Below are 12,984 nucleotides of genomic sequence, written 5' to 3'. Positions count from 1 at the left end.
TTTAATCTCCTGTACGGATAAGTTCTTGTCGGAGTGAATAAGTTCCGGTAGGTAAATTACGTTCTACAATCACGCGCGGGCCAAGTTGCGTGTTCGGGGAAATAATTCGCCCAGGCAAAATAATAACTTGTACGCCAAGGCGTGAACGCTGTCCGATATAACAACCTAATTTATCGCATCCGGTAGCGATAATTCCCTCTGGAGTTCGAACAGACACGGGCTGTTCATCCAGACGATGATTACTGGTACGTACTTGTGCGCCCAAATATGCCTGGTTTGCGACTACCGAGTCGGCAATAAAACATTGCGGACCAATCGTTGCTTCCGCTTCAATAACCGCATTTTTAATTTCGGTGGCGAAACCAATTTTTACGCCATTGCTGATTATTGTGCCAGGACGAATAAACGCATAATTACCTATCAGGCAGTTTGCGCCAATCACTACCGGACCCTGAATAACGGCACCGTGACAAATACGGGTATTCGCGCCGATAACAACTTCACCTGCAGTTTCATCAATAATTACCTGGTCTGCAATCTGAATATTTTTCTCTTTAACATTAAGCTTCAGAAAGTTTTTCAGTTCCTGTGACAGAAGGTTGGGAATAAGCGGTTGACGCTTCCACCAGTGCGGAATAGCGGGTGGGTTTGTCGCGCTGAGGTTCGCGTCCAGTAAAAAAGGCAATAAGTCCATAAATAATCCAGATGGCATAAGCTAATAATACATACACAACGGAAAGCGGCGCTAAAGGCACCAACAACCAGCAACGATGAAACCAGGCGCTAAAAGCACCAATAACACAAACTACGCCGACCCAGATAAGCGGAAACATTGCCAACACCACACTATGCGGCCCGGTGGTGATGAATTCATTAAACCAGGTAGTGAGATAAATCCCAACGCCATAAAGCACAACCAACAGCATAGGAAATATACTGAAGATACCGAAGCGGCTAAATAAAAGTCTTTTATGCAGGCGCATACAGACCGCGTAGCCCACAATCCAACGCCGCCAGCGACGCCATTCCTCACGCGGGCTGTTGCATTCCTGTGGGTATACGATGCAGCGATTCGCCTGCCGAATACGATAGCCGTTTGCCACCAATGTCCAGGTGAGATCAAGGTCTTCGACTTTAGTACGATCAGAGAAACCGAACTTACGCAATACATCAGTACGGAACATCCCGCAGGCACCGCTGATAATAAACGGTGCGCCGCCCAGGAGCTGCTGTAGCGTGCGCTTCATAACAATCATCGGCAACTTTACGGTCGCGCGGATGTGCGGTAACAGACCCGCGCCTTTCAACGCAGTAGAGGGAATGCCGCCTACGGCATCAGCACCGCGCTCTATTTCTGCCAGCATATAGCCCATTCCGTCTTGATCGGGCGGAACATAGGTGTCGGCATCACTTAAAAAAACCTGGTCGCAGGTGGCGTAATTGAGGCCATTCATCAGCGCACCACCTTTACCGGTATTTTTTTGCGTGACGGCAATAAAGCGGTCGCCCCATTTGCGTTTGACTTCCGCCATGACCGCTTCGGTATTGTCCGTGGAGCCGTCGTTAACGCAAATTACCCGGCAAAAATAAGGGTTACGCAGCAGATTATCCAGTGACTGCGCCAGACACGGGCCTTCGTTATACGCAGGTATAATGGCGTCAATACAGCCTTTTTTTTGGCTGGGCTTACGCCTTAACGTACTCAGGAACCATAGCAATATTGCTACGGCCATACAGATAAATATCCAGGTTTTCATGCAATTTGCTCAAAGAATCATTTTATGAATTACAAAGCCTTCACCCAGATCGCTATTGACCTGTTGCCCGCGAAATTGTGCAACTGCACGCAGGCGATCATGACGCATATAATCGCGTCGTTCCTGGCTTTTATGTTTTTTTAATGCAGCAAGTTTGACTGTGAAATATTCTTCTTTAACGGATTCAAAAACCTGAGGCATAAATGAAAGCCAGGTACTTGGGGTTTCGTAGCCGAGAATTTGTGGAATAGTTCGGCAGGCAACCATTGAGGCTTGATAGACTGCAAGATGATCCTGATGGCGGTCAGCATCATGCATGGTGTATACACGAATGATTTCTACATCAGACGGAATTTGATTTTTAATGATGTCTTCCAGGGCGGAAATCATATCATTGAGCTGTAAATGAGCGCGGGTGTCAGCAAAATTAAGATGAATAGTTTGGTGGCACCCTAATATCTTTAGGGCGTTGCGCGATTCTTCATGGCGATCGATTATTCCATCTGTGCCAGAGTTGCCGGTAGTCATCACCACGGCTGCGATATAAATTCCTTTTTGCGCAAGACGAGCAAGCGATGCGCCACAGCCTAATTCTATATCGTCAGGATGTGCGCCAATAGCAAGGATACCCTTTCTTTTATTTGCCGAAGAAAGGAGGGCTGAATCTAAAACCTTATCCACTTAATGACACTCCATTTTATTTATTATACTACAAGCACAACGATGCACTCAGAGACGTAATCTCTGGCGCAGCCAGATGCTAATTTATAAGTGTTAAATGTTGCTAATAATTGAAAAGCCAGGGCTTTCAGATCCGGGGGGGCGACTGGTTAATGTTTTTATGCAATTCATATGTTAAGTGTTTGTGTGTTTGGTATGTATAGTTATTTTGTTTTATACATTGTATTTAGATGTGATTTAGTTTGTCAATTAATTGCATTTAAAAAATATGTTCTGTGAACAAGTATTGTTTATATACATTATGTGAATGTAATATGCGAGTGATTGAGAATGATACAGTGATATATATAATGCGAATATAATAGTTTTATTATATGTATTGATATTGATAGAAATAATGAAGTAATAAATCTCGTAATGTGGTTGTTTATGCATCACTAAAATGAAGTGTAGTAATTTTCCCAATTGTTAGAACGGAGTCATTGCATATTTAATCTTTCCTTTGCCGTTTTTTTGCTAAGAATAAAATCATCTGTGCGATAACGACTAATTCTTTTAATGAATGTTTTTATTCCTGAATACTGCTCCCATAACAAGACAGGGGAGCAGACAATCATGGCAATTTCATCGCGTAACACACTTCTTGCCGCACTGGCATTCATCGCTTTTCAGGCACAGGCGGTGAACGTCACCGTGGCCTATCAAACCTCAGCCGAACCGGCGAAAGTGGCTCAGGCCGACAACACCTTTGCTAAAGAAAGCGGAGCAACCGTGGACTGGCGTAAGTTTGACAGCGGAGCCAGCATCGTGCGGGCGCTGGCTTCAGGCGATGTCCAAATCGGTAACCTCGGTTCCAGCCCGTTAGCGGTTGCAGCCAGCCAACAGGTGCCGATTGAAGTCTTCTTGCTGGCGTCAAAACTGGGTAACTCCGAAGCGCTGGTGGTGAAGAAAACTATCAGCAAACCGGAAGATCTGATTGGCAAGCGCATCGCCGTACCGTTTATCTCCACCACCCACTACAGCCTGCTGGCGGCGCTGAAACACTGGGGTATTAAACCCGGGCAAGTGGAGATTGTGAACCTGCAGCCGCCCGCGATTATCGCTGCATGGCAGCGGGGAGACATTGATGGTGCTTATGTCTGGGCACCGGCGGTTAACGCCCTGGAAAAAGACGGCAAGGTGCTGACCGATTCTGAACAGGTCGGGCAGTGGGGTGCGCCGACGCTGGATGTCTGGGTAGTGCGCAAAGATTTTGCCGAGAAACATCCTGAGGTCGTGAAAGCGTTCGCTAAAAGCGCCATCGATGCTCAGCAACCGTACATTGCTAACCCAGACGCGTGGCTGAAACAGCCGGAAAACATCAGCAAACTGGCGCGGTTAAGCGGCGTGCCTGAAGGTGACGTTCCGGGGCTGGTGAAGGGGAATACCTATCTGACGCCGCAGCAGCAAACGGCAGAACTGACCGGATCGGTGAACAAAGCGATCATCGACACCGCGCAGTTTTTGAAAGATCAGGGCAAAGTCCCTGCCGTGGCGAATGATTACAGCCAGTACGTGACCTCGCGCTTCGTGCAATAAAAGGAGGCGCAGATGCTGCAAATCTCTCATCTTTACGCCGATTATGGCGGCAAACCGGCACTGGAAGATATCAACCTGACGCTGGAAAGCGGCGAGCTACTGGTGGTGCTGGGGCCGTCTGGCTGCGGCAAAACCACCTTGCTGAATCTGATTGCCGGTTTTGTGCCTTATCAGCATGGCAGCATTCAACTGGCGGGTAAGCGTATTGAGGGACCGGGAGCAGAGCGTGGCGTAGTTTTTCAGAATGAAGGGCTACTACCGTGGCGCAATGTACAGGACAACGTGGCATTCGGCCTGCAACTGGCAGGTGTAGAGAAAGTACAGCGACTGGAAATCGCGCACCAGATGCTGAAAAAAGTGGGGCTGGAAGGCGCAGAAAAACGCTATATCTGGCAGCTTTCCGGCGGTCAACGTCAGCGGGTAGGGATTGCCCGCGCGCTGGCGGCGAATCCCCAGCTGTTATTACTCGACGAACCGTTTGGCGCGCTGGACGCCTTCACCCGCGATCAGATGCAAACCCTGCTGCTGAAACTCTGGCAGGAGACGGGCAAGCAGGTGCTGTTGATTACCCACGATATAGAAGAAGCGGTGTTTATGGCGACTGAACTGGTTCTGCTTTCATCCGGCCCTGGCCGCGTGCTGGAGCGGCTGCCGCTCAACTTTGCTCGCCGCTTTGTTGCCGGGGAACCGAGCCGCAGCATCAAGTCCGATCCACAATTCATCGCCATGCGCGAATATGTTTTAAGCCGCGTATTTGAGCAACGGGAGGCATTCTCATGAGTGTGCTCATTAATGAAAAACTGCATTCGCATCGGCTGAAATGGCGCTGGCCGCTCTCGCGTCAGGTGACCTTAAGCATTGGCACGTTAGCGGTTTTACTCACTGTATGGTGGGCGGTGGCGGCGCTGCAACTGATTAGCCCGCTGTTTTTGCCGCCACCGCAACAGGTCCTGGCAAAACTGCTCACCATTGCCGGACCGCAGGGATTTATGGACGCCACGCTGTGGCAGCATCTGGCAGCCAGCCTGACGCGCATTTTGCTGGCGCTACTCGCGGCGGTGTTGATCGGTATTCCGGTCGGGATCGCCATGGGGCTAAGCCCGACGGTGCGCGGCATTCTGGATCCGATAATCGAGCTTTATCGTCCGGTGCCGCCGCTGGCTTATTTGCCGCTGATGGTGATCTGGTTTGGTATTGGCGAAACCTCGAAGATCTTACTGATCTATTTAGCGATTTTTGCACCTGTGGCGATGTCGGCGCTGGCGGGGGTGAAAAGCGCGCAGCAGGTTCGCATTCGTGCCGCCCAGTCGCTGGGTGCCAGTCGTGCGCAGGTGCTGTGGTTTGTTATTTTGCCCGGTGCGCTGCCGGAAATCCTCACCGGATTACGCATTGGTCTGGGTGTGGGCTGGTCTACGCTGGTAGCGGCGGAGCTGATTGCCGCGACGCGCGGTTTAGGATTTATGGTTCAGTCAGCGGGTGAATTTCTCGCGACTGACGTGGTGCTGGCGGGGATCGCGGTGATTGCGATTATCGCTTTTCTTTTAGAACTGGGTTTGCGCGCGTTACAGCGCCGCCTGACGCCCTGGCATGGAGAAGTACAATGAGTGAACGTCTGAGCATTACCCCGCTGGGGCCGTATATTGGCGCACAAATTTCGGGTGCCGACCTGACGCGCCCGTTAAGCGATAATCAGTTTGAACAGCTTTACCATGCGGTGCTGCGCCATCAGGTGGTGTTTCTGCGCGATCAAGCTATTACGCCGCAGCAGCAACGCGCGCTGGCCCAACGTTTTGGCGAACTGCATATTCATCCTGTTTACCCTCATGCCGAAGGGGTTGACGAGATCATCGTCCTGGATACTCATAACGATAATCCGCCGGATAACGACAACTGGCATACCGATGTGACATTTATTGAAACGCCACCCGCAGGGGCGATTCTGGCGGCAAAAGAGTTACCCTCGACCGGCGGCGATACGCTCTGGACCAGCGGTATTGCGGCCTATGAGGCGCTCTCTGTTCCCTTCCGCCAGCTGCTGAGCGGGTTGCGTGCGGAGCATGATTTCCGTAAATCGTTCCCGGAATACAAATACCGCAAAACCGAGGAGGAGCATCAACGCTGGCGCGAGGCGGTCGCGAAAAATCCGCCGTTGCTACATCCGGTGGTGCGAACGCATCCGGTGAGCGGTAAACAGGCGCTGTTTGTGAATGAAGGCTTTACCACGCGAATTGTTGATGTCAGCGAGAAAGAGAGCGAAGCCTTGTTAGGTTTTTTGTTTGCCCATATCACCAAACCGGAGTTTCAGGTGCGCTGGCGCTGGCAGCCAAATGATATCGCGATTTGGGATAACCGCGTGACCCAGCACTATGCCAATGCGGATTACCTGCCACAGCGGCGGATTATGCATCGGGCGACGATTCTTGGGGATAAACCGTTTTATCGGGCGGGGTAAGGGAGAAATGCCGGGTTGGATAACCCGGCATAATGATCATTAACGCAGAATCTTCTTCTCAGCCAAATCCAGCGCAAAGTAGCTGAAAATCAGATCCGCACCCGCACGCTTAATCGAACCTAAGCTTTCGAGCACAACTTTCTCTTCATCTATAGCACCCGCCAGCGCGGCGAACTTAATCATCGCGTACTCACCGCTCACCTGATACGCGCCAATCGGCAATTCAGTACGTTCACGCAGCTCACGCACGATGTCGAGGTACGCTCCAGCAGGTTTAACCATCAGGCAGTCTGCGCCCTGGGCTTCATCCAGCAGTGACTCACGAATCGCCTCACGACGGTTCATTGGGTTCATCTGATAGCTTTTGCGGTCGCCTTTTAATGCGCTTCCAGCAGCTTCACGGAACGGGCCATAAAAGGAGGAGGCGAACTTGGTCGAATACGACATAATCGCCGTATCTTTAAAGCCCGCAGCGTCCAGCGCCTGGCGAATCGCCTGTACCTGACCATCCATCGCAGCGGAAGGGGCGATGAAATCTGCGCCTGCAGCAGCTGCAACCACAGCTTGCTTGCCTAAATTTTCCAGAGTCGCGTCGTTGTCGACGCCATGCTCGCACAGAACACCGCAGTGACCGTGAGATGTGTATTCACAGAAGCAGGTGTCTGACATAACGATCATTTCTGGCACAGTCTGCTTGCAGATGCGCGACATCCGCGCCACCAGTCCATCTTCCCGCCAGGCATCGCTGCCGGTTTCATCGGTATGGTGGGAAATGCCGAAAGTCATCACGGAACGAATACCGGCGTTGGCGATGCGTTCAATTTCGCGTGCCAGATGTTTCTCTGGAATGCGCATCACGCCTGGCATGGCTTCAACGGCTTTGTAGTCGTCAATTTCTTCTTCAACAAAGATCGGCAACACCAGGTCGTTAAGGCTAAGTGTTGTCTCTTCAAACATAGCGCGCAGCGCAGGAGATTTGCGCAGGCGACGAGGGCGTTGGATTAAGTCGGTCATGGTCTGCCTGATGTTTGTGGAATCGAGGGGCATAGTATACCTGAAGCAGGGTGGGGATGTTTTACGAAAGTTGTCGCGATGTTGACAAGAAGAGAATGAATGAGAGGTCAGGACATCTTTGTAATAGAAATAGCAATAAATTTATATTCATTGAAAATATTTTTAATTTTTATTTATAGCTATAGATTATTGTTTTTGGAGATTTGGTGACGTTTTCAAAAAGTGAATGACTTAAAGTTCATTGCTTATTGATACATTATTTGTCTGTTTTGTGTGTTTTGTATTTTCATGGTCTATATTTTAAAATTAACGCTTTCATTAACGTATTGAAATATTGTGTTTTTGTTATTTCTTTCTTTGTGTGTGTTCACGTGCTTTATATATGTCCGCAATCGGACTTAGAGGAAAGAATAATTGAACCATTCCTCTATAACGCCGCATAATCGTAAACGCGAAACATAATATGTTTTCTATGCATTGATAATTGATGGATCAACTTATTACGTCCCTGAGGAGGGATGACAAATGCACTCCTGGAAAAAGAAACTTGTAGTATCACAATTAGCATTGGCTTGCACTCTGGCTATCACCTCTCAGGCTAATGCAGCAAACTATGATACCTGGGGGTATCATGACAACACCACGACCGATTTAGTTTGGCCGTATGACACCGACAATGATGGAATTGCCGATGCTGGCGGCATGGACCCGATGGGTTCAGATGGTAACTACGTAACTTACAATGGTTTTGTTTACTATAACAATGCCAATGGCGATTTCGATACAGTCTTTAAAGGCGATACCGTTAACGGTACCATTTCTACTTATTACTTGAATCATGATTACGCTAGCGGTTCTGTTAACCAGGTAGATATCAGCAATTCAGTAATTCATGGGTCAATCACTTCTGAACTGCCATTTGGTTATTACAGCATTACGCCTGAAGGTTATAATGGCTATACTTTCAATAACGGAACCACTACTGACCTTGACTACAATTGGTACGATGGTGACGTATTCACTCTGAACGTATCCAATTCCACCATTGATGATGACTATGAAGCTCTTTACTTCACTGACACACATCTCGATGGTGATAAATCTAAGTCAACCAATGAAACGTTCTATACCGCTCTGGGTGTTGCAGTAAATCTTGATGTTGAAAGCAATATCAATATTACCAACAACTCCCGTGTAGCTGGCATTGCGCTGTCTGAAGGCAATACAAGCAACACAACTTATACTAGCGAATATCATCAGTGGGACAACAACATCAATGTGTCTAATTCCACTGTAACTTCAGGATCACAGACTCCGCTGGAAGAAAGTGATGGCTTCTTCGGTAAATCTGCTGAACCAAGTGATTACGCTGGTAATGGTGGCCAGAATGACGTAGCACTGTCATTCACTGACAATGCTGGCTCAAATTATTCCATGAAAAACAATGTAAACTTTGACCATTCAACTCTGTTGGGTGATGTCGAATTTACAAGTCACTGGAATAACGATGGCGTATTCTTCTATTCCACCGGCCATGACAGCAACGGCGACGGCGTCCTTGATACCAACGGCGGTTGGGTTGATGACGCTCAGAACGTTGACGAACTGAACATTACTCTGAATAACGGTAGTAAGTGGGTTGGTTCAGCAAACATGAGTGCTGAAGTAATTGCTCCGGCAGATATGTATGACGTTGCGCCGAACAGCCTGACCCCTGGTGCCACCATCGAAGCTAATGATTGGGGCCGTATTATTGACAACAAAGTATTCCAGAGCGGCGTATTTAACGTAGCACTGAACAATAGTTCAGAATGGAATACCGTTAATAGTTCAGTAATTGATACATTAGCTGTAAATAATGGCTCTCAGGTAAATGTTACTGATTCCTCTCTGGTATCAGATACCATTGGTTTAACCAACGGTTCTTCACTGAATATTGGTGCAAATGGCGTGGTTGCTACAGACCACCTGACTGTTGATAGCTACAGTACCGTTAATTTAACCGAATCTACTGGTTGGAATAATTATTCTAATTTGTATACCAATACTATCACTGTGACTAACGGTGGTGTGCTGGATGTGAATGTTGATCAGTTCGATACTGAAGCTTTCCGTACTGATAAACTGGAACTGACCAGCGGCAACATTGCTGACCATAACGGCAACGTAATTTCTGGTGTGTTCGACATCAACAGCAGCGATTACGTTCTGAACGCTGACCTGGTGAACGACCGTACGTGGGATACTTCCAAGTCTAACTACGGTTACGGTATTGTTGCTATGAACTCTGATGGTCACCTGACTATCAATGGTAACGGCGACGTAGACAACGGTACTGAACTGGATAACAGCTCTGTAGACAACGTTGTTGCTGCAACCGGTAACTACAAAGTTCGTATCGACAACGCAACTGGCGCTGGCGCTATCGCTGATTACAAAGATAAAGAAATTATCTACGTAAACGACGTCAACAGCAACGCGACCTTCTCTGCTGCTAACAAAGCTGACCTGGGTGCATACACCTATCAGGCTGAGCAGCGTGGTAACACCGTTGTTCTGCAACAGATGGAGCTGACCGACTACGCTAACATGGCGCTGAGCATCCCGTCTGCGAACACCAATATCTGGAACCTGGAACAAGACACCGTTGGTACTCGTCTGACCAACTCTCGTCATGGCCTGGCTGATAACGGCGGCGCATGGGTAAGCTACTTCGGTGGTAACTTCAACGGCGACAATGGCACCATCAACTATGATCAGGATGTTAACGGCATCATGGTCGGTGTTGATACCAAAATTGACGGTAACAACGCTAAGTGGATCGTCGGTGCGGCTGCAGGCTTCGCTAAAGGTGACATGAATGACCGTTCTGGTCAGGTGGATCAAGACAGCCAGACTGCCTACATCTACTCTTCTGCTCACTTCGCGAACAACGTCTTTGTTGACGGTAGCTTGAGCTACTCTCACTTCAACAACGACCTGTCTGCAACCATGAGCAACGGTACTTACGTTGACGGCAGCACCAACTCCGACGCTTGGGGCTTTGGTTTGAAAGCCGGTTACGACTTCAAACTGGGTGATGCAGGTTACGTGACTCCTTACGGCAGCGTTTCTGGTCTGTTCCAGTCTGGTGATGACTACCAGCTGAGCAACAACATGAAAGTTGACGGTCAGTCTTACGACAGCATGCGTTATGAACTGGGTGTAGATGCAGGTTATACCTTCACCTACAGCGAAGACCAGGCTCTGACTCCGTACTTCAAACTGGCTTACGTTTACGACGACTCTAACAACCATAACGATGTGAACGGTGATTCCATCGATAACGGTACTGAAGGGTCTGCGGTACGTGTTGGTCTGGGTACTCAGTTCAGCTTCACCAAGAACTTCAGCGCCTATACCGATGCTAACTACCTCGGTGGTGGTGACGTAGATCAAGACTGGTCCGCGAACGTGGGTGTTAAATATACCTGGTAATATTCTTCACTCTGAAGAAATAGGTTATTTAATCTAAATAATGCCCGTCAAGGATTTGACGGGCATTACTGCAAAGGACGCGCAAATGTTATCTGTAGTTAAACCTCTTCAGGAATTTGGTAAGCTCGATAAATGTTTGTCCAGATATGGCACGCGCTTCGAGTTTAATAATGAAAAGCAAGTTATATTTTCAAGTGATGTCAATAGCGAAGATACTTTCGTTATTTTAGAGGGCGTTATCTCTCTGCGTAGAGAAGAAAACGTACTTATCGGTATTACCCAGGCTCCTTATATTATGGGGTTAGCTGATGGTTTAATGAAAAACGATATACCATACAAATTAATATCAGAAGGAAATTGTACGGGATATCATCTGCCAGCCAAACAAACCATCACCCTTATTGAACAAAATCAACTCTGGCGAGACGCTTTTTACTGGTTAGCCTGGCAAAATAGAATTCTGGAATTACGTGACGTACAGCTCATTGGGCATAATTCCTACGAACAAATCCGCGCAACGTTATTATCAATGATTGACTGGAATGAAGAATTACGCTCACGTATTGGTGTGATGAATTATATCCATCAACGTACACGCATATCGCGTTCTGTCGTCGCAGAAGTTCTCGCTGCTTTACGTAAAGGCGGCTATATCGAAATGAATAAAGGCAAACTGGTCGCTATCAACCGTTTGCCTTCAGAGTATTAATCAGGACGCGGGGATGACCAACGGCTTATTCCCGCTCAGTTCGGTCACCAGGTCATTGATGCCATCGCTCATATTTTTAAAGCGCGTCAATGGCGAACGAGTGACCACCACAAATGCGCCAATATTCTTCTGCGGGATCATCGCCATATAGGTAATGAAACCGCCACCACCGCCTGTCTTCTGAATAATCCCCGGACGACCCTCTTTCGGGGCCATATATACCCAGCCTAAACCAAGCGCATCCGCTTTGCCGGGGACATCCATGCCAATCACTTTCGTAAACTGCGCGCGCTGATAAATCAACGTCTGCATGCGATCTGCCTGATTACTGCGCTGATAAAAATCAGATGACAAATACTGCTGCATCCAGCGCATCATATCGCCAGGCGTGGAATAGACGCCGCCGCTGCCAATTGCCGCCAGCGTGTTATTGCACGGACTGGCACCGCGCTCAGCAACCATTAAACGGCGGCACTGATCCGGTGAGGGGGTGTAGGTGGTGTCTTTCATCCCCAATGGACGGGTAATCTGCTCTTCAAACAACTGGGTATAAGGCTTGCCGGACGCATTCGCCAGTGCATCTGCCAGCAGGTCGAACGCAAGGTTAGAGTACGCCGCCTGACTGCCTGGCGCGGCTTTTAGTTTGGCAGTGGAAAGGTATTTCCAGCGTTGCTCGCGCGTTGGCCAGACAAATACCGGACGATGTGCCGCGCCACCGGGCTGTTCACGGGGCAGGGCGCTGGTATGGGTTGCTAGATTCACCAGCGTAATGGGCGTCCCATTGTAGGTTGGCACGCGTGCGCCTGGCGGAGCATATTTACTTAGCGGATCGTTTAACTTCACGGTCCCCTGGTCGAGCAATTTCACCAGCATTTCACTGGTCATTAGCTTGGTGAGGGAAGCAATACGCACGACCGAATCCAGCTGCGGGCGAACGTTATTACCAGGTCGCGTTTCGCCATAACTGCGAAAGACGCGCTGGTTACCGTCGATAACAACCAGCGCCATCCCCGTGGCACCGCTGCCGTAAAAAATATGATCGGCATAACGATCGACAATATCAGAGGCAAACTCCGGTTCAGTGATCGGCTGCGCCGCATGGACGGAGGTCAATGACGCCGCACACAGCACGGCAGAAAAAAGCAGACTACGTTTCAACGGTGGTGTCCATAAATTGAATGAAGGTAACTGAGCGTATTTATACTACTCATTGATGGATTGCAAAGGGCGAATTAGTGCAATAATAGTGTTAAAAACGTAACGGCGCGTAAACACGATCTTTTTCCTGCTCACCAATGCCTGCATTTGTGATCCTG

The 12,984-nt window shown here is 48.7% G+C and carries 11 protein-coding genes; 6 read left to right on the top strand and 5 right to left on the bottom strand.

Translation table 11 applies throughout. The features are described 5' to 3' along the window. Position 1 precedes the first annotated feature (1 nt). The 3 genes from ACJHYW_RS19540 to ACJHYW_RS19530 are packed head-to-tail and all read right to left on the bottom strand — an operon-like array spanning position 2 to position 2,438. The gene (locus ACJHYW_RS19540; protein WP_072146072.1) at positions 2-583 is read right to left on the bottom strand and encodes an acetyltransferase; all 582 of its coding nucleotides are present in this window, start codon (positions 581-583) and stop codon (positions 2-4) included. Continuing rightward, positions 561-1,757 (bottom strand): glycosyltransferase, encoded by a 1,197-nt coding sequence (locus tag ACJHYW_RS19535; protein WP_000860421.1) that lies wholly within the window; start codon positions 1,755-1,757, stop codon positions 561-563. Before ACJHYW_RS19535 ends, ACJHYW_RS19540 begins: the two co-directional genes overlap by 23 nt. A gap of 9 nt (positions 1,758-1,766) precedes the next feature. Next, positions 1,767-2,438 carry a PIG-L deacetylase family protein gene (locus tag ACJHYW_RS19530; RefSeq protein WP_000362022.1) on the bottom strand — a complete coding sequence of 224 codons (672 nt, stop codon included), beginning with the start codon at positions 2,436-2,438 and terminating at the stop codon, positions 1,767-1,769. 615 nt (positions 2,439-3,053) lie between these two features. Here ACJHYW_RS19530 and tauA point away from each other — a divergent pair. Genes tauA through tauD form a run of 4 tightly spaced genes read left to right on the top strand, consistent with a single transcriptional unit; the run spans position 3,054 to position 6,468 of the window. After that, positions 3,054-4,016, top strand: coding sequence for a taurine ABC transporter substrate-binding protein (tauA, locus tag ACJHYW_RS19525; protein WP_061092856.1), 963 nt, complete (start codon positions 3,054-3,056; stop codon positions 4,014-4,016). Between the two features lie 12 nt (positions 4,017-4,028). Beyond that, on the top strand, positions 4,029-4,796 hold the full coding sequence (tauB, locus tag ACJHYW_RS19520) for a taurine ABC transporter ATP-binding subunit (RefSeq protein WP_061092857.1): 768 nt from the start codon (positions 4,029-4,031) through the stop codon (positions 4,794-4,796). After that, a complete protein-coding gene (tauC, locus tag ACJHYW_RS19515; RefSeq protein ID WP_000114579.1) occupies positions 4,793-5,620 on the top strand; it encodes a taurine ABC transporter permease TauC in 828 nt (275 codons plus the stop codon). The genes tauB and tauC overlap by 4 nt, the downstream gene beginning before the upstream one ends. Then, complete coding sequence (gene tauD / locus ACJHYW_RS19510) at positions 5,617-6,468, top strand: taurine dioxygenase (protein ID WP_000004024.1); 852 nt, start codon at positions 5,617-5,619, stop codon at positions 6,466-6,468. Before tauC ends, tauD begins: the two co-directional genes overlap by 4 nt. Positions 6,469-6,507: 39 nt before the next feature. Here the strand turns inward: tauD and hemB are convergent, their stop codons facing one another. Next, entirely contained in the window at positions 6,508-7,482 is a 975-nt protein-coding gene (gene hemB / locus ACJHYW_RS19505; protein ID WP_001295337.1) for a porphobilinogen synthase, read from the bottom strand. A 525-nt stretch (positions 7,483-8,007) separates the two neighbouring features. On the opposite strand from hemB, the gene ACJHYW_RS19500 reads away from it, so the two are divergent. Further along, positions 8,008-10,959, top strand: coding sequence for an autotransporter outer membrane beta-barrel domain-containing protein (locus ACJHYW_RS19500; RefSeq protein ID WP_000556423.1), 2,952 nt, complete (start codon positions 8,008-8,010; stop codon positions 10,957-10,959). An 85-nt stretch (positions 10,960-11,044) separates the two neighbouring features. Continuing rightward, entirely contained in the window at positions 11,045-11,668 is a 624-nt protein-coding gene (gene iprA, locus ACJHYW_RS19495) for a hydrogen peroxide resistance inhibitor IprA (RefSeq protein WP_001295817.1), read from the top strand. On the opposite strand, the gene ampH is transcribed toward iprA, so the two are convergent. Next, positions 11,669-12,826, bottom strand: a complete 1,158-nt coding sequence (ampH, locus tag ACJHYW_RS19490) for a D-alanyl-D-alanine-carboxypeptidase/endopeptidase AmpH (RefSeq protein ID WP_000830741.1) — start codon at positions 12,824-12,826, stop codon at positions 11,669-11,671. It lies immediately after the preceding gene. Positions 12,827-12,984: the final 158 nt, after the last annotated feature.

The sequence above is a fragment of the Escherichia sp. WS3063 genome (genome assembly GCF_046486595.1).
Classification (GTDB): domain Bacteria; phylum Pseudomonadota; class Gammaproteobacteria; order Enterobacterales; family Enterobacteriaceae; genus Escherichia; species Escherichia coli.
This window is presented reverse-complemented; position numbering and strand designations above follow the sequence as displayed.

Excerpts from the sequence above, each read along its gene's own strand:
- tauC (WP_000114579.1), top strand. The coding sequence starts at position 4,793 with ATGAGTGTGCTCATTAATGAAAAACTGCATTCGCATCGGCTGAAATGG.
- tauA (WP_061092856.1), top strand. The coding sequence starts at position 3,054 with ATGGCAATTTCATCGCGTAACACACTTCTTGCCGCACTGGCATTCATC.
- ACJHYW_RS19500 (WP_000556423.1), top strand. The coding sequence starts at position 8,008 with ATGCACTCCTGGAAAAAGAAACTTGTAGTATCACAATTAGCATTGGCT.
- iprA (WP_001295817.1), top strand. The coding sequence starts at position 11,045 with ATGTTATCTGTAGTTAAACCTCTTCAGGAATTTGGTAAGCTCGATAAA.
- ACJHYW_RS19535 (WP_000860421.1), bottom strand. The coding sequence starts at position 1,757 with ATGAAAACCTGGATATTTATCTGTATGGCCGTAGCAATATTGCTATGG.
- tauD (WP_000004024.1), top strand. The coding sequence starts at position 5,617 with ATGAGTGAACGTCTGAGCATTACCCCGCTGGGGCCGTATATTGGCGCA.
- tauB (WP_061092857.1), top strand. The coding sequence starts at position 4,029 with ATGCTGCAAATCTCTCATCTTTACGCCGATTATGGCGGCAAACCGGCA.
- hemB (WP_001295337.1), bottom strand. The coding sequence starts at position 7,482 with ATGACCGACTTAATCCAACGCCCTCGTCGCCTGCGCAAATCTCCTGCG.